18 protein-coding genes and 2 pseudogenes are annotated in these 15,220 nt (G+C 71.8%); 9 read left to right on the top strand and 11 right to left on the bottom strand.

The window, feature by feature from the left end:
• Positions 1–9 precede the first annotated feature (9 nt).
• Positions 10–1,233 carry a cytochrome P450 gene (locus LWP59_RS16630; RefSeq protein WP_144639433.1) on the bottom strand — a complete coding sequence of 408 codons (1,224 nt, stop codon included), beginning with the start codon at positions 1,231–1,233 and terminating at the stop codon, positions 10–12.
• A 46-nt stretch (positions 1,234–1,279) separates the two neighbouring features.
• A complete protein-coding gene (locus LWP59_RS16625; protein ID WP_144639431.1) occupies positions 1,280–1,474 on the bottom strand; it encodes a ferredoxin in 195 nt (64 codons plus the stop codon).
• A gap of 107 nt (positions 1,475–1,581) precedes the next feature.
• Here LWP59_RS16625 and LWP59_RS16620 point away from each other — a divergent pair, with 107 nt between their 5' ends.
• Together LWP59_RS16620 and LWP59_RS16615 are read left to right on the top strand one after the other, a co-directional pair.
• Positions 1,582–2,187 carry a TetR/AcrR family transcriptional regulator gene (locus tag LWP59_RS16620; protein WP_144639429.1) on the top strand — a complete coding sequence of 202 codons (606 nt, stop codon included), beginning with the start codon at positions 1,582–1,584 and terminating at the stop codon, positions 2,185–2,187.
• Between the two features lie 125 nt (positions 2,188–2,312).
• A complete protein-coding gene (locus LWP59_RS16615) occupies positions 2,313–3,287 on the top strand; it encodes an NADPH:quinone oxidoreductase family protein (protein ID WP_144639427.1) in 975 nt (324 codons plus the stop codon).
• Positions 3,288–3,358: 71 nt separating this feature from the next.
• On the opposite strand, the gene LWP59_RS16610 is transcribed toward LWP59_RS16615, so the two are convergent.
• The gene (locus LWP59_RS16610) at positions 3,359–3,769 is read right to left on the bottom strand and encodes a hypothetical protein (protein ID WP_144639425.1); all 411 of its coding nucleotides are present in this window, start codon (positions 3,767–3,769) and stop codon (positions 3,359–3,361) included.
• A gap of 155 nt (positions 3,770–3,924) precedes the next feature.
• Between LWP59_RS16610 and LWP59_RS16605 the strand changes: the two genes are divergently transcribed.
• The 5 genes from LWP59_RS16605 to LWP59_RS16590 are packed head-to-tail and all read left to right on the top strand — an operon-like array spanning position 3,925 to position 7,193.
• Positions 3,925–4,980, top strand: coding sequence for a DUF7065 domain-containing protein (locus LWP59_RS16605; protein WP_222425559.1), 1,056 nt, complete (start codon positions 3,925–3,927; stop codon positions 4,978–4,980).
• Positions 4,977–5,495, top strand: a complete 519-nt coding sequence (locus LWP59_RS16600) for a CoA transferase (protein ID WP_222425558.1) — start codon at positions 4,977–4,979, stop codon at positions 5,493–5,495. Before LWP59_RS16605 ends, LWP59_RS16600 begins: the two co-directional genes overlap by 4 nt.
• On the top strand, positions 5,492–5,728 hold the full coding sequence (locus tag LWP59_RS40335) for a hypothetical protein (protein ID WP_373299581.1): 237 nt from the start codon (positions 5,492–5,494) through the stop codon (positions 5,726–5,728). Before LWP59_RS16600 ends, LWP59_RS40335 begins: the two co-directional genes overlap by 4 nt.
• A complete protein-coding gene (locus LWP59_RS40330) occupies positions 5,704–6,180 on the top strand; it encodes a CoA transferase (protein ID WP_186383278.1) in 477 nt (158 codons plus the stop codon). The genes LWP59_RS40335 and LWP59_RS40330 overlap by 25 nt, the downstream gene beginning before the upstream one ends.
• Positions 6,114–7,193, top strand: coding sequence for a CoA transferase (locus tag LWP59_RS16590; protein ID WP_186383277.1), 1,080 nt, complete (start codon positions 6,114–6,116; stop codon positions 7,191–7,193). The genes LWP59_RS40330 and LWP59_RS16590 overlap by 67 nt, the downstream gene beginning before the upstream one ends.
• A 24-nt stretch (positions 7,194–7,217) precedes the next feature.
• Here LWP59_RS16590 and LWP59_RS16585 read toward each other — a convergent pair whose 3' ends face one another.
• Both LWP59_RS16585 and LWP59_RS16580 read right to left on the bottom strand, forming a co-directional pair.
• Complete coding sequence (locus LWP59_RS16585; protein ID WP_144639417.1) at positions 7,218–8,837, bottom strand: AMP-binding protein; 1,620 nt, start codon at positions 8,835–8,837, stop codon at positions 7,218–7,220.
• On the bottom strand, positions 8,834–9,784 hold the full coding sequence (locus LWP59_RS16580; protein ID WP_144639415.1) for a TIGR03619 family F420-dependent LLM class oxidoreductase: 951 nt from the start codon (positions 9,782–9,784) through the stop codon (positions 8,834–8,836). The genes LWP59_RS16585 and LWP59_RS16580 overlap by 4 nt, the downstream gene beginning before the upstream one ends.
• Positions 9,785–9,973: 189 nt before the next feature.
• On the opposite strand from LWP59_RS16580, the gene LWP59_RS16575 reads away from it, so the two are divergent.
• Positions 9,974–11,155: a thiolase family protein gene (locus LWP59_RS16575; protein ID WP_144639413.1), complete on the top strand. Its 1,182-nt coding sequence runs from the start codon at positions 9,974–9,976 to the stop codon at positions 11,153–11,155.
• A 21-nt stretch (positions 11,156–11,176) separates the two neighbouring features.
• Complete coding sequence (locus tag LWP59_RS16570; protein WP_144639411.1) at positions 11,177–11,629, top strand: acyl-CoA thioesterase; 453 nt, start codon at positions 11,177–11,179, stop codon at positions 11,627–11,629.
• 10 nt (positions 11,630–11,639) lie between these two features.
• Here LWP59_RS16570 and LWP59_RS16565 read toward each other — a convergent pair whose 3' ends face one another.
• The 6 genes and pseudogenes from LWP59_RS16565 to LWP59_RS16540 form a co-directional block, all read right to left on the bottom strand.
• Positions 11,640–13,316, bottom strand: coding sequence for a xanthine dehydrogenase family protein molybdopterin-binding subunit (locus tag LWP59_RS16565; protein WP_222425563.1), 1,677 nt, complete (start codon positions 13,314–13,316; stop codon positions 11,640–11,642).
• A gap of 18 nt (positions 13,317–13,334) precedes the next feature.
• On the bottom strand, positions 13,335–13,475 hold the full coding sequence (locus LWP59_RS16560) for a hypothetical protein (protein WP_222425567.1): 141 nt from the start codon (positions 13,473–13,475) through the stop codon (positions 13,335–13,337).
• Between the two features lie 125 nt (positions 13,476–13,600).
• Positions 13,601–13,843 (bottom strand): annotated as a pseudogene (locus LWP59_RS41000) (hypothetical protein); the annotation flags it as partial.
• Positions 13,844–13,940: 97 nt separating this feature from the next.
• The gene (locus tag LWP59_RS16550) at positions 13,941–14,417 is read right to left on the bottom strand and encodes a (2Fe-2S)-binding protein (protein ID WP_144639409.1); all 477 of its coding nucleotides are present in this window, start codon (positions 14,415–14,417) and stop codon (positions 13,941–13,943) included.
• Positions 14,410–14,706, bottom strand: a complete 297-nt coding sequence (locus LWP59_RS16545; RefSeq protein ID WP_229857764.1) for an FAD binding domain-containing protein — start codon at positions 14,704–14,706, stop codon at positions 14,410–14,412. Before LWP59_RS16545 ends, LWP59_RS16550 begins: the two co-directional genes overlap by 8 nt.
• A 185-nt stretch (positions 14,707–14,891) precedes the next feature.
• Positions 14,892–15,212, bottom strand: a pseudogene (locus LWP59_RS16540) (FAD binding domain-containing protein); the annotation flags it as partial.
• Between the last annotated feature and the right edge of the window lie 8 nt (positions 15,213–15,220).

Here is a 15,220-nt window from a genome sequence, read left to right as displayed (position 1 = left end):
AAATGCCTCCTAGACGGCGAACTTCGAGCCCTGGCGCGTGCCGGGCGTGAACGTGACGGGCAACGAGATCCAGCCGTTGACCACGGCGATCGTCGGGTACGGCTGGGCGCGGCCGGTGTCCACGACGTAGTCGGGCAGCCGGCGCAGCACTTCCTCCAGCACGACCCGGAACTCCAGGCGCGCGACGTTCGAACCGAGGCAGCGGTGGATACCGAGCCCGAAGGACTGGTGCCGGTTCGGCTGCCGGTCCAGCACCACGTCGTCCGGCCGGTCGAAGACGTCCTCGTCGTAGTTGGCCGAGGACCAGGACAGGAACAACCGCTCCCCCGCGGCCAGCGCCTGCCCGCCGACCGTGCACTCCGTCGTCGTGGTACGCGCGAGCCCGGGCACCGGGGTGAAGTAACGCAGGAACTCCTCGGTCGCCGTGAGAATCAGGGAAGGATCCGCACGCAGCCGATCCCGTTCGGCCGGGTTGTGGTGCAGCCATTCCAGCGCACTGCCGACCAGGCTGCCCGTGGTGTCCACACCACCGAAGACGACCAGCGTGATGATCTCGATCAGCCGGGCGTCGGTCATCTTCTCGCCGTTGACCTCGGTGTGCACGAGTTCGGAGATCAGGTCGTCCTGCGGCTGGGCACACCGCGCGGCGATGGTCTCGTTGACCTGGCCCAGAACTCCCAGCATGCTGCCCATCGCCGTGTTGTACTCCGGCGAGCCGGGCACCGCGTGCACCAGCGCGTGCGTCACGTCGGAAACAGTGCGCCAGTCTGCGGTGGGCAGTCCCAGCAACTCCAGTGTGAGGATCGCCGGCACCGGCGACGCCAGCGCGCTGACCAGATCGGCCTCGCCCGACTCGATGAAGTTGTCGATGCAGAACGTGGTGACGTCCCGCAGGAACGGCTCCCACCGCTTGACCGACGCGGGCGAGAACCGGCCGTTGAGCAGTTTGCGATAGTCGAAGAACTCGGGCGGGTCCATCTCGATCGGCACCTGCCGCAACGGCCCCGCCGGGATCGTGGCGCCGGTCCGCGAGCCGTCCGGAAGTTCCTGGTAGGACGAGAAGGTCTCGTCGTCACGCGTGACCGCGGCGATGTCGGCGTACTTGCTCAGCACCCAGAAACCACCGTGCGCGTCGGTGTGCGCGACGGGGCACCTGCCGCGCAGCCCCGCATTGATCTCCCGCCAGTCGCGGGCGTATTCGCCTGAGTGGTGATCGAATTCTGTCGTTGTCACAAGAACCTCGCTGGGAAGGGGACGTCCTCGGTGGAGGAGGAAACGGTCAGGACTCGAGCTCGACGGCCCGCTCGGGGCAACCGGCCTCGGCGTGTTCGGCTTCGGCCTCCCGGCCCGCCGGCACAGCGGCGGCCCACGGCACGGCGTGCCCGTCTTCCTCGCTGAGGTCGAACAGATCCGGCGCGACCACCGCACAGAGAGCGTGGCCCTGACAGCGCTGGGCATCCACGGCAATGCGCACGCGATCCTCCTTGATCGGCGGCGGTAACCTGAGTCACACGGTACTTACGGACACCCTTCGTCCGCAACGACTTGATGCAAAGAATATAGATTCGGAAAGATAGGGACATGAACTCCTCCAAGCCCGTCCGGGGGCGCCCCCGCGACCCCGCCGTGGAGAAGCGGATCCTCACCGCGGCGATGGACACCTACGCACGCACCGGCTGGGCCGCCTTCACGATGGACGCGGTCGCCCAGTGCTCCGGCGTGGGCAAGTCCGCGCTCTACCTGCGGTGGTCCAGCAAGGAGAAGCTGCTCGTGGACGCTCTGGAGGAACACTCGGCGCCCGTGCTGGCACCCGACACCGGCGCGCTGGAGACCGACGTGCTGGCGCTGGCGACAGAGCTCCTGCGGTACTTCCTCGACCCGGTGGGCTGGGTCGCCGTGCGGGTGGCGGTCGACTCCGCGGTGCAGACCGCCGCGTTCGGCCACATCCGCGACCGCATCGTGCGGATGCACAACGAGGCGGCCTCGGACATGGTCCAGCGCGCGGTACGACGTGGCGAATTCCCCGGCGAGGAACAGGTCCAGCCGTTCATCCAGGCCCTCTACGGCGCCGTGCTGATGCACGTGCTGACGCTGGACCCCGGCGGCCGGGACCAGGCCCGCGACAACCTCGAAGAGCACGTCGCTCCCCTCGTCGATTTCGTGCTCAGCCGCATCCGGCCGGAGTGATCGGGGCTGTGGAGTGGCCGCACACACCGCTGCTTCACCCCTGGCTACGAGATGATTATTTAGATAATCTTCACATCGAGCGGACGAGTGGAGGCCCGAGTGGACACTATGCGGTCAGATCGCCGATGAGGGCGGTGCTGTGCGAGAACTACGGTCCCCCGTCGGCACTGCGGCTGCGGGAAGTACCCGATCCCCAGGCGAAGCCGGGTGAAGTGGTCGTGGCCGTGCTCGCCGCCGCGGTGAACTTCCCGGACGTGCTCACGATCGCCGACCGCTACCAGGTGCACGTCCGGCTGCCGTTCATCCCGGGCAGCGAGTTCGCCGGCCGGGTGCTCGGCGTCGGCGAAGGCGTGACCGGGTTCGCTTCCGGCGACGAGGTGATGGGCTCGACGCACACCGGCGCGTTCTGCGAGCAGGTGGCCGTTCCCGCCACCGCGCTCCGGCCCGTGCCGCCGGGCCTGAGCCTCACCGAGGCGGCGGCGTTCGGCGTCACCTTCAGCACCGCTTACCACGCGCTGACCACCATCGGCGAGATGTCGGCCGGCGACTGGATCGTCGTGCTCGGCGCGGCCGGCGGCGTCGGCACGGCCGCCGTGGACCTCGCCGCCCGGCTCGGCGCACGCGTCATCGCCGCCGCGAGCACGCCGGAACGGGTCGCCATCGGCCGGGAACTGGGCGCGGAAGCCGGGATCGCCTACGACCACGAAGACCTCAAGGCACGCATCCGGGAGATCACCGGCGGTGCGGGCGCCGACGTCGTGGTCGATCCGGTCGGCGGCCCCTACAGCGAACAGGCGCTGCGCTCGGTCCGCTGGGGCGGGCGGTTCGTCTGTGTCGGCTTCGCCGCCGGGCAGATCCCCCGCATCCCGCTCAACCTGGTACTCCTCAAAGGCGTACAGGTGCGGGGTTTCGAGATCCGCACCCTCGCCGACCACCGGCCCGAGGAGGTCGCGCGTTCCTGGCCGGAGCTGGCGAAGCTGACCGCGGCCGGGCTGCGCCCGCGGATCTCCGATGTCCTGCCGCTCGCCGATACGGCCACGGCGCTCGAACGCGTCGCGGCGCGGCAGGCGCGCGGGAAGATCGTGGTGGAAATGGGCTGAGCGCCCGGTTCCCGGCGTCGCGGCGGTCGCGCAGCACGGAGCCCGACCCGCAGGCATCCTCTGCGGCGGGCTCACGCCGTCAGCCGGTGCAGCAGGGGCGCGAACGCGGTGTCTCGCGGGTTGTGACCCACATACGGGGGCACCCCGATGATCTCGCCCGGGTACCGGATCTCGTGTGGTTCGTCGTCGACGAGGACGGCGGGCCGGTGCGCGGGCGGCAGCTGGGGCAGCAGCCACCGGCCGTGCTCGTCCCGTTCGGTTTTGCCGTAGGTGGCGGTGTCGAGCCGGGCGACGCCTACGACGCGCGTGCGGCGCAGCGCGTAGTCCGCACCACCGGCGCTCCACAGCAACACGGGCGCACCGCGTGCGCGCAGGGCGAAGAACAGCTCGTTCGCCAGCGGCCTCAGCGAGCTGCCGGTCACCAGGTCCAGCACGGTGCCGTCCACGTCGAACAGCCAGGCGACACCGCCGGATCCAGACATAGAGTTCACTGTATTTGCGTACATTCCCGCCGGTCAAGGTGTAGTAAACCGACACTTGTTGGCCGGTCCGCGCTCGAGCTACCGTGATCAGTGCCCTGAATAACTGAACTCGCGCCGCCGCTGCCGGTTTCCGGCGAACCGAGAGGACTCCCGGCATGACCGTCACCGAAGACACCCCGTTCGTCCCCGAGGACGACGCCTATCACCGGGGTTCGCCCGACCCGTACGAGTTCGAGACGACCTGGTGGTCGTTCAACATCCCCGAACGGCGGATCGGGTGCTGGCTGCACGCCGGCCACCACACCAACCGCGGCGAGGCGACCTGGCGGGTGTTCGTCTGGGACGACGAGGGCGCCGACCCGGGGCGGCTGGCGTGCTACCGGAACATGCCGGACGTGCCGATGCCGCCGGATCCCGACCTGCGCGACATCACCTTCCCCGCCGGCGGCTTCTCGGTGAAGATGCTGCGGCCCCTGATGGACTATCAGGTCGGCTACCGCGACGCGGAGGCCGGTTTCGCGATCGAGTTCGAGCATCGGAGCGTGCACCCGCCGCACCGCTTCACCCCGGGCCGCCCGCCCGCGATGCACAACCCGCATTTCGACCAGCTCGGGCACGTCACCGGCGAGCTGACCCTGCGCGGCGAACGGATCCCGATCGACTGCCACTCGGTGCGCGACCGCACCTGGGGCCCTCGCGGCGGCCCGCACGGCCAAAGCCAGAAACCGGCCTACCTGCGGGGTGAACACCGCGTCACCGAGCCCGGCGGGGTGCGCTGGCGGGAGATCGAACGCGAGCGCGGGCGCGGCCGGATCCAGTACATCTTCGGCCACACGGGGGCGCACACCGGATTTCTCGGTTTCGTCCGGCCGCAGGACGGCGACGCGGCGGGCTGGTCGCCGATGAACGTCGGCTGGCTGCTGCGCGACGGCCGGTTCGAGCGGCTCGACCCCGCACGCAGCCGGATGCGGAACTACCGCGACCCGGCGACCGGGTGGAGTGCGCACATGCAGGTCGAGGTGATCGACGTCGCCGGGCGTCGGCTGGAGGCCGAGGGCTTCGCCGTCAGTCACATGTGCGAGCACGGCGCGGGCTGGAACGCACTGATGCGGTGGGAGTACGACGGGATGATCGGCTGGGGCGAGGACCAGGACGGCTGGCAATTCCCGCACTTCCGGAAGATGCTCGGGGCGCTCAGGGCAGTCCGGTGAGTGCGCCGATCCTGGCGGGCCTGCGGGTGCTCGACCTCTCGTGCGGGCTCGCCGGGCCGGTGGCCGCCCAGATCCTCGCCGAAGCCGGGGCCGACGTGATCAAGGTCGAGCCACCGGGCGGAGAGCTGACCCGCAGCCGGCACCCCTCGGCGTTCCGCACCTGGAACCGCAGCAAACGGGGCGTGCTGCTCGACCTGGATTCGCCGGCGCTGCGGTCGTTGCTGGCATCGGCCGACGTCCTCGTGCACAGTCTCCGGCCGGCGACGGCCCGGCGGCACGAGCTCGACGACGAGACACTCGGCACGCGGTGTCCGCGGCTGGTCGTGTGTGGCGCCGGCGGCTGGCCGCCCGGGCACCGCGACGCCGGGCGCGCGGGGTACGACCTGCTCGTGCAGGCCCGCGAAGGCCGCTGGACGTGCAGTCCGGCTGGCGCCCCGGCCCGTACGCGTGGCGGTTCCCGGCACCGAGCTGGGGCGCGGCCTTCCTTGCCGCGGCCGGGATCGTGGCCCGGTTGATCCACCGCGAGTCCACCGGCCCCGGCGGGGCCGCGCACACGAGTCTCGCCCAGGGCGTGCACCTGATCCAGAACATCGCCTGGAACCGGGCGGAACGCCCGTCGCCGAGCCTGACCGAAGGCCAGCCCGGCACCCTGACGAGCACCCAGACCGCGATGTACGAATGCGGCGACTGCCGGTGGCTGCAGATCATGAACCCGGCCGACCGGTGGACCTGTCCGTGCTGCCGTTGATGCGCTCCGCGCTGGCGGCGCTCGGCCGGGCGGACGAGGAGTTCGACGCCGACCTCATGCGGGCCGCGATGCGGCAGGCACCGGCGGCGGCGTGGCTGGCGGAGATCCGCGCGGTCGACGTGGCGGTCGAGCTGATCAACCCGCTCGGGTCGCTGCTCGCCGACGAGGACGTAGCGGTCAACGGCTACGTGGTCGAGGTCTCCGATCCCGAACACGGCCGCATCCGGCAGGCGGCCCCGCCGTTCCGCACGCAGCCACCGGGCGAGGTGCGCGGCCCCGCGCCGTCGCTGGGCCAGCACACTGCCGAGGTACTCGCGGAAACCGTTGTAGCGCTGAAGTTCCCCCGTCCGCACCCGGTCCGCGACGCCCGCTGGAGGGCATCCGCGTGGTCGACTTCGGGGCCTACCTCGCGGGGCCGCTCGCGCCCCTGCTGCTCGCCGGCGCCGAGGTGATCAAGGTCGAACCGGTCCGCGGAGACCCGGTGCGCGGCTGGCGTGACGGCTTCTACGTCGCCTGCAACCGCGGCAAGCGGGGTCTCGCGCTGGACCTGCACAGCCCCGAAGGCGCCCGGGTACGCGACCGGCTGCTGGCCTGGGCCGACGTCGCGCACCACAACATCCGTGCCGGCGCGGCGCCCCGGCTCGGGCTCGACGAGGCGTCGGTGCGGGCCGTCAACCCCCGGGTCGTGTTCAGCCACGGCACCGCCTACGGCCCGCTCGGCGAAAGGCCGAACTGGCCCGGCTACGACTCGGTCTTCCAGGCGATGGCCGGCTGGAACATCGAGAACGCCGGGGAGGGCAACCCGCCGCTGTTCAACCATCTCGGCACCCTGGACATCCTCACCGCCGCCGGTTCCGCCGTGGCCACCCTGCTGGCCCTCTACCACCGCAGGCGCACGGGTGTCGCGAGCTCCACCGCCGCCTCGCTGCTCAACACGGCGACCTTCACCTCCAACGAGACCTTTCTCGACGAGTCCGGCGCCGTCGCGCCCTGTCCGCGGCTCGACGGCGATCAGGCCGGGCTCGGCCCGGACTACGGCATCCGCCCGGCCGCCGACGGCTGGGTCGCGGTCGTGGCGCCCGACGAGGAGCGTTTCTCGGCGGTGCGCGCGATCGACTTCCCGAGCCTGACCACCACGGAGGCGCTCGCGCGGCTCGACGCCGCCAGGGTGCCCGCCGAGCGGGTGCGCGAGTTCCACTGGTTCTCCGTCTGGGACGACGAGGAGAACCTGCGGACCCGGCAGGTGGTCTCGTACCCGCAGCGCGAATGGGGCGAACTGCGGCAGTTCGGCGCCTACTGGGATTCCGGCGACCTGCCCCTGCGGCTGGACCGCGCGTGCCCCGCCGTCGGCGAGCACACCACGGAGATCCTGGCCGAGCTCAGTTTCCCGCCCGGGGACGTGGCGGCGCTCCTCCGCTGTGGTGCGGTTGCGGGCCCGGAGCTTCCGGTGACCGAAACCTCGTAGCGATCCGCGAGGCGCCGCCGTCGCTCAGGCCGGCGCGTCGCCTTCCCCGTCGCGCAACCGCGCCCGCAGGTCGGCCTTGCGCACCTTTCCCAGGGCGGTCCTCGGAAGTTCGCCGACCAGTTCGAGGCGTTCCGGCGTCTTCTGCCGCGCGATGCCGGCGGCCCGGAAATGCTCGCGCACCGCGGCCAGGTCGAGGGTGTGCCCCGGCCGCGGGATGACGTAGGCGCACACCCGGTCGCCGTACCGGGGATCCGGGGCGGCGACCGCCGCGGCGTCGGCCACCGCCGGATGCGCCAGCAGGACGTCCTCCACCTCGCGCGAGGAGATCGTCTCCCCGCCGCGGATGATCACGTCCTTGATCCGGTCGGTGATGGTGAGGTAGCCGTGTTCGTCGAGCCGGCCGATGTCGCCGGTGCGCAGCCACCCGCCGGGCGCGAACGTGACGGCGTCGAGCTCCGGGTTGCGGTAGCCGGCGAACAGTTCCGGACCACGGGAGAGCACCTCGCCGTCGACACCCGTCGGCAGGTCTTCGTCGTCGGGCCCGACGATGCGGACCTCCGTGCCGGGGGCGGGCCTGCCGTCGGTGTGCTGACGGGGCCACAGCGGGTCCCGGACGGTGCCGGAGGAGATCGTCGGCTGTTCGGTCGAGCCGTAGCAGCGGTAGGTGACGACTCCAGCGGCCTCCGCGCGGGCGACCAGCTCCTCGGGCACGGTCGCCGCACCGACCATGAACTCCCGCAGCGTCGCCAGCGACGCCCCGGTCTCTTCGGCCGCGTCGAGCAGGGTCGCGAGGTGGTAGGGCGAGCCGGAGGTGATGGTCACCCGGTGCTCCTCGATCATCGCCGCCGCCAGCTTGGCGTCCCACGCGTCGAGCAGCACCGCGGGCGTGCCGAGGACGAGCGAGCGCATGACGTTGAGCAGGCCGGCGATGTGCCCGGCCGGGAAGCAGCCGAGCTTCACCTCGTCGTCGCCGGGGCCGATCAGCCGGGGCTGGGTGCGGATCTCGAACAGGATCGTCTCGTGGGTGTGCTGCACGCCCTTGGGGTCGGCCGTGGTGCCGGAGGTGTAGATCAGCAGGCACACGTCGTCGGGATCCTGCTCGACCGGTTCCCAGGCGGCGGCGGACTCCTCCAGCGAGCGCCAGGAGATCGCGGGCTCCGGTGCCGGCTCCCCCACCACGACCACGTGCTCGAGCGTCGGCACGGCCAGCAGTTCGGGCAGGCGCGCCAGGTAGTCCGTGGTCCGCCAGCGGTCGGGCATGATCATCATCCGGGCGCCGGACTCGCGCAGGATGAAGCCGACCTCGCGCGGGCCGTAGATGTGCACGACGGGCACGAGCACCGCACCGGCGAGCAGCACGGCCTCGGTCGCCACGACTCCTTCGGCCCAGTTGGGCACCTGGACCGCGACCACGTCGCCGGGCAGCACACCCAGCCGCTGCAGGGCACCGGCCGCCCGGACCGCCCGCCGGTACAGCTCGCCGACCGTCACCGTGGCACCCGACCCCGTGAACGTGACCGGCACCTGCTCGAACAGCTCCGCGCCGCGCGTGAGCTCTTCGGCGAAGGTCCGGCGGGCGTAGAAGCCCTGTTCGAGGTAGGACCGGACCAGTCCGGCGCGGTCGGACTCCTGCTCTACGGTCATCGCTTTCGCCCTTCGGTCGGTGGGTCCGTGCGGTGCCGCGAGATCACGTCGGCGCCGTATCGGGCCAGCGCGTCCGTCGCGGCTTCGAGGCTCGTGGCCGGCGTCCGCACGACGAACCAGGTGACGCCCGCGACGGCCAGTTCCGCGAGATGCCCGTCGTGGCCGGCAGCGGGTGCGCCCTGCTCGGACAGGTCGCTCTGCGCGGACTGGACCTGCACGTCGATCCCCGCCGGATCGCGCCCCTGCGCCTCGGCGAGCCCGGCCAGCTCCCTGATCGCGGCCGCCAGTTCGGCCACTGTCTCCAGCGGCGTGGTGCGGGTGGTGGCGGCGAGCTCTTCGCCGATCAGCAGCGGTGCCCAGCCCTGCCCGGCACGCGCCACCCGGCGGCGGGCGACGCGGCCGTTGCCTCCGATCCAGACCGGCGGGCAAGGCCGTTGCACCGGTGCCGGCGTGCTGACCTGTCCGTGTGCGGTGAACCCCCGGCCGGCGAAGGAGAACTCCTCGGTGGCCCAGACGCTTCGCAACACGCCCAGCGCTTCGTCGAACAGTTCGCCGCGCTCGGCGAACCCGGCTCCCACCGCGGTGAACTCCGAGCGCAGGTAGCCGCCTCCGGCGCCCAGGACGAGCCGGCCGGCGGAGAGCAGGTCCACCGTGGCGACGGTCTTGGCCAGCGCCAACGGGTTGTAGTACGGGAGCACGAGCAGGTAGGTCAGCAGCCGGATCCGTTCCGTGGCCGCGGCGCAGAAGGCCAGCGCGGCCAGCGGGTCGAGGGTCGCGTGCCCGCCCGCGCGGTACCACTTGGCCGACGGCGCGGGATGTTCGGTGAAGGCGACCGCGTCGAACCCGGCCTCCTCGGCGGCCCGGGCGAAGGCGGCCGGCCCCGCCGGGCTGTACAGCGCGGGCACGCAACCGGGCCTGCCGACCGGGTGCTCGACGGTGAACCGCATGGGCCTCCTTCGGCGGTGAAGGACAGTGAGCCGACCAAGAATAGTTAATCTAGATGAACTCGATCAACTGTTTGCGCGAACGTCACCCGGCGGCCACGGTGGCGGCCAGGACCTCCGATCGGCTTTGCTTGTTTAGATTCTTCAGTTGAAATAGACTCACTCGGGTCGAAGCCGCACGAAGGAGTGCCGATGCCTGAAGCCGTCATCGTGAGCGCGTGCCGCACTGCGATCGGTACTGCCTTCAAGGGCAGCCTCGCCGAGACCACCGCGATGGAACTCGCCGACGCCGTGGTGGCCGAGAGCGTACGGCGCAGCGGCCTGGCACCGGACCGGTTCGACGACGTGATCCTGGGCGAGTCGCTCTACGGCGGCGGGGACCTGGCCCGCCACGCCGCGCTCACCGCCGGCCTCACCGGGGTACCGGGCCTGGCCGTCAACCGGCACTGTGCCTCGGGCCTGTCCTCGGTGGCGGCCGCGGCCGCGAGCATCCGCGCCGGGATGGACGACGTCGTCATCGCCGGGGGCGTGCAGTCCTCCTCGACCGCGCCGAAGGGCCGGTGGCGCACACCTGGTACCCAGGACTGGGTCGAGGGGTGGCGCAGCCCGAGCCACCCGGACACCCCGGAGGCACCCAACGACGACATGTCCGTCACCGTCGGCTGGAACGCGGCCCGGCTGGCCGGCGTGAGCCGTCAGGAGATGGACACCTGGGCGCTGCGCTCGCACCAGAAGGCGATCGCCGCGATCGACGCGGGCCTGTTCGCCGACGAGATCGTGCCGGTCAAGGCACGGCGGCCGGACGGCTCACTGGTGGAGTTCGCCGTCGACGAACACCCGCGGCGGGACTCGACGCCGGAGAAGCTCGCCTCGCTCAAGCCGCTGCACCCGGAAATCGAGGGCTTCTCCATCACGGCGGGCAACTCCAGCGGCATCAACGACGCGGCGGCCGCCCTCACCCTGGCCGGCGGCGAGGTCGCGGCACGCGAAGGCCTCCGCGTGCTGGGCACCGTCCGCGGCTGGGCCTCCGTCGGGGCGGACCCGGTCCGCACCGGGCTCGCCCCGGTGGAAGCCATCGCCAAGGTCCTCTCGCGGTGCGGACTGGAGCCCGGCCAGATCGCGCTGTGGGAGATCAACGAGGCGTTCGCCTCGATGTGCGTGGCCGTGACCCGGCAGCTGGGGCTGGACCCGGACGTGGTCAACACCAGCGGCAGCGGGTGCAGCCTCGGGCATCCGGTCGCCGCCTCCGGCACCCGGATGCTCACGACGCTGGTGCACGAGCTGGGCCGCCGCGGCGGCGGTCTCGGGGTCGCGGCGATGTGCGCGGGCGGCGGCCAGGCGGGTGCCGTCGTCGTCGAGGTGCCCGGTTCCTGATTCGCGACGGGAAGGATCGGCATGGAAGCCCCCGCCCTGCAAGCACCGATACGGCCGGACAGCTCGCTCTCCCGCCGGGACCGGTATCCACTCTGGCACGACGTTCCCACCCGTTACGGCGACCTGGACCCGCTCGGGCACGTGAACAACGTCGCCATCACCCGGCTGTACGAGGAGGCGCGGGTGCTGTTCGAGCAGACTCTGCGGCAGCGGCACGCCTTCCGGCCCGCCCGCGGCATGCTGGTACAGCTCAACGTGCACTACCTCGGTGAGACGCGATATCCGGAACCCGTCCAGATCGGCACCGGGATCAAGCGGCTGGGCCGGGCCTCCTACACCCTCGCGCAGGCGATGTACCAGGGCGGCCGGTGCGTCGGGGTGAGCGACGCGACCGTGGCCCACGTCCCGGCCGACGGCCCCGGCCCGCTGCCCGACGACTTCCGATCGGCGCTGGAGACCGCGCTCCTGCGCTGACCGGCCCGCGTCAGGAGCCGGCGGCCTCCAGCGCGTCGAGGATCTGCCGGGGCCCCAGCGGAGTTCCGCGCAGCACGACCCCGAGCGGGGCCAGCGCGTCGGCGACGGCGTTGAACACGGCCGCCGGCGAAGCGACCGCGCCGCCCTCGCCGACGCCCTTGACGCCGAGCCCGTTGGCAGCCGGCGACTCCAGGTGCGCGCACTCGATCTCGGGGATCTCCGCCGCGGTGGGCACGAGGTAGTCGGCGAAGGTCGACGAGAGCGGGTTGCCCTCTTCGTCGTAGGGCAGGTGCTCGTAGAGGACACCGCCGATACCCTGCGCGACGCCGCCGAAGATCTGGCCCTCGACGATCTTCGGGTTGATCATGCGCCCGCAGTCCTCGCTGACCACGTAGCGCAGGATGCGCACGAGACCGGTCTCGGTGTCGACCTCGCAGGTGCAGACGTGGCAGGCGTTGCAGAACGTCAGCTGTGGCGCCTTGAACCGGGTGACCGCCTCGATCCCGGCGGACAGGCCCGGTGGCAGCAGGTCGTGCCCGGCATAGGCGAGCTGGGCGATTTCCGCGAAGCTCAGGCCCTTCGCCGGCACGCCGCGCACGAAGGCGCGGCCCTCGCCCACGTCGAGGTCCTCCGGCGCGGCTTCCATCGCGTGCGCCGCGATGGCTAGTACCTTGCCCCGCACGGTCTCCGCGACCAGCCGGGCGGCGTTGCCGTAGAGCACGGCGCTCCGGCTGCCCTGCGTGCCCGCGCCGTACGGTGTCACCGCCGTGTCGCCCTGGGTGAAGGTGATGTCGTCGAGGTCGCACCCGAGCTCCTCGGCCACCACCTGCGCCATCGTGGTCTCCAGGCTCATCCCGGTGCTGGAGCTGCCCAGCGCGAGCTGCAGCCTGCCGCTCGTGTCCATGCGCAGCACGGCGCCTTCGGTGCCCATCGCGCCGAACGCCACGGCCGAAGGCTCGACGCAGAGGCTGATCCCGATCCCGAGGTGACGCCCCCGCGCCCGCGCCTGCTCGGCCCGGAACTCTTCGTACCCGATCAGTTCCGCGGCCTGCTCGAGTGTTTCGAGTGGGGTGACACTGTCGTAGACCATCCCCGTCGGCAGGGTGTGCGGCATGTCGGCGGCGGACAGCGCGTTTCGGCGGCGCAGCTCCAGTGGGTCGATGCCCAGCTGCCGCGCCGCGGCGTCCATCAGCTGCTCCGGACCGACCGTCTCCATCAGGAACGGCCCGCGATAGGGCGCGCGACCGCAGGTGTTGGTGAACACCGCCTCGGCCGAATACGAGCTGTGCACCACCTTGTACGGCCCGGGAACGCAGAGCCCGACCACGCCGCTGACCGTGCCGGACCCCGCGTAGGGGTAGGCGCCCGAGTTCTCGACGTGCTCGGCCTTGAGCGCCCGCAGGATCCCGGCCGGGCCGAATGCCGCGGAGAGAGTCATCTTCTCGTCGCGGGAGTGCGAGGAGGCGACGAGGTTCTCGTACCGGTCCTCGATCCAGCGCACCGGTTTCCCGAGCAGGGTCGCCGCGAGCACCACGGCCCACTCGTCCCGCATCGAGAAGACCTTCAGCCCGAACCCGCCGCCCACGTCGGGCGTGCGCACCCGGACCCGGTTCTGCGGCAGGCCCAGCAGCCGCGCGTAGAACGCCTGCACCTCGTGCGCGCTCTGCGTCGCGGCCCAGATGTCCAGCCGCTCGTCGAACGGGTCTCAGCCGGCGAGGATGCCGCGGGTCTCCATCGGCACCGGGAGGTACCGGTGCTGCACGAACGTCTCGGACACCACCGCCGCCGCTTCGGCGAAAGCCTCCTCCAGCGCGGGATCCGGCGCGGCGGGGAGTCGCGTGGCCACGTTGGTGCCACCTCGGGATGCACGAGGTCGGTGTCGCGGCGGGCCGCGTCGGTGTCCAGCACCGGCGGCAGCGGCTCGATGTCCACCTCGACGAGCTCGGCGGCGTCTTCGGCCAGATAACGCGAGTCCGCGACGACGATCGCGATCGGATCGCCGACGAACCGGACATCGCCCGCGGCCAGGCAGGTGCCTGGTGCGTAGGTCGCGTCCGGGCCTGCCATCGACCACCAGGCTTCGCGGACCAGCCCGTTGAGCTCCGCCGCGGTGTAGACGGCACGCACCCCTTCGGCGCGGCACGCCTGCCCGGTGTCGACGGCGGTGATCCGGCCGCGCGCCACCGGGCTGCGCACGAACGCGGCGTGCAGCATGCCCGGCACGACGATGTCCTCGATGAACCGGCCACGACCGCCGAGCAGGCGGGGTCCTCACGCCGCTGGACCGACTGACCGACGTAGCGCCCGGTGTTCATGACTTCGCCTTCGCGAGTTCACGCACGGCGGCGACGATGCCCTGGTATCCCGTGCACCGGCAGAGGTTGCCCGACAGTCCCGCCCGGATCTCCTCGTCCGTGGGATCCGGGTGCTCGGCGAGGAACGCGGTCACCGACACCAGGAAACCCGGCGTGCAGAACCCGCACTGCAGCCCGTGCTCCGCGCGGAACGCCTCCTGCACCGGCCCGAGCACGCCGTCCGCCCCGGCGAGGCCTTCGACGGTCGTGACGGCGCGGCCGTTCGCCTGCACCGCGAACACCAGGCAGGACCGCACGGCCCGGCCGTCGAGCAGCACCGTGCAGGCCCCGCACACCCCGTGCTCGCAGCCCAGATGCGTGCCGGTGAGCGCGCAGTCCTCGCGCAGGGAGTCGGCGAGCGTCTTGCGCGGCTCGACGTAGGAGGCTTCGGACCGGCCGTTCACCTCCAGGTTCACCTTGACGTGTTCAGGCATTTCCCCGCGCCTCCTCGATCGCTTCGGCCAGCGCCCGGCGGGCCAACGCCCGGCCCATCCGCAGGCGCCCGCCGGCCGACGCGTGCTGGTCGTCGGGTGGATCGAGGTCCGCGACAGCGGCCGCCGCCACCTCCGCCAGATCCAGGCCGGGCACCGCCGAACCGGTCAGCGCGCGTTCCGCGGCGTCGACGCGGACCGGCGCCGGGTCCATGCCGAACCAGGCGATCGCGGCGCGGGTGATCGTGCCGTCGTGCACGGAAAGTCCACATGCGACACCGGCGACGGCCAGGTCACCGTGCCGCCTGGCGATCTCCTTGACGGCGAAACCACCGCTCCAGGAGGGAAACTCGATCGCGGTGAGGATCTCGTCCGGTTCGAGCGTGGTGGTCCACGCCGAGTCGAAGAACTCGCCGGCGGGATCCGGCGGACCCCGGCAGGCACCGTGGCCTCCACCGTCGCGTCGAGCGCGAGCGTCACGGCCGGGTACTCCGCGGCCGGGTCGGCGTGTGCCACGGAACCGCCGAGCGTGCCGCGGTTGCGGATCTGGAAGTGCCCGATGAGCGGGGTCGCCCGGCGCAGCAACGGCACCGCGGCCAGCTCGGCGCTGCGCGCGACGTCGGCCTGCACCGTCATCGCGCCGACCCGGACACCGTCGCGGGTACGGGAGATCCCGGCGAGCTCCGGCACGCCGCCGAGGTCGGCGAGATGGTCGAACCGGGACAGCCGCATGGCCAGCACCGGGATCAGGCTCTGCCCGCCGGCGAGCACTTTCGCGTCGTCGCCGAGCCCGGCCACGAGTGCGA

This window comes from Amycolatopsis acidiphila, assembly GCF_021391495.1.
GTDB classification, from domain to species: Bacteria; Actinomycetota; Actinomycetes; order Mycobacteriales; family Pseudonocardiaceae; genus Amycolatopsis_E; species Amycolatopsis_E acidiphila.
The sequence above is the reverse complement of the archived record's forward strand: the minus strand, read 5'-3'. Positions and strand labels throughout refer to the sequence as shown.

Excerpts from the sequence above, each read along its gene's own strand:
- LWP59_RS16620 (WP_144639429.1), top strand. The coding sequence starts at position 1,582 with ATGAACTCCTCCAAGCCCGTCCGGGGGCGCCCCCGCGACCCCGCCGTG.
- LWP59_RS16615 (WP_144639427.1), top strand. The coding sequence starts at position 2,313 with ATGAGGGCGGTGCTGTGCGAGAACTACGGTCCCCCGTCGGCACTGCGG.
- LWP59_RS16610 (WP_144639425.1), bottom strand. The coding sequence starts at position 3,769 with ATGTCTGGATCCGGCGGTGTCGCCTGGCTGTTCGACGTGGACGGCACC.
- LWP59_RS16605 (WP_222425559.1), top strand. The coding sequence starts at position 3,925 with ATGACCGTCACCGAAGACACCCCGTTCGTCCCCGAGGACGACGCCTAT.
- LWP59_RS16585 (WP_144639417.1), bottom strand. The coding sequence starts at position 8,837 with ATGACCGTAGAGCAGGAGTCCGACCGCGCCGGACTGGTCCGGTCCTAC.
- LWP59_RS16580 (WP_144639415.1), bottom strand. The coding sequence starts at position 9,784 with ATGCGGTTCACCGTCGAGCACCCGGTCGGCAGGCCCGGTTGCGTGCCC.
- LWP59_RS16575 (WP_144639413.1), top strand. The coding sequence starts at position 9,974 with ATGCCTGAAGCCGTCATCGTGAGCGCGTGCCGCACTGCGATCGGTACT.
- LWP59_RS16570 (WP_144639411.1), top strand. The coding sequence starts at position 11,177 with ATGGAAGCCCCCGCCCTGCAAGCACCGATACGGCCGGACAGCTCGCTC.
- LWP59_RS16550 (WP_144639409.1), bottom strand. The coding sequence starts at position 14,417 with ATGCCTGAACACGTCAAGGTGAACCTGGAGGTGAACGGCCGGTCCGAA.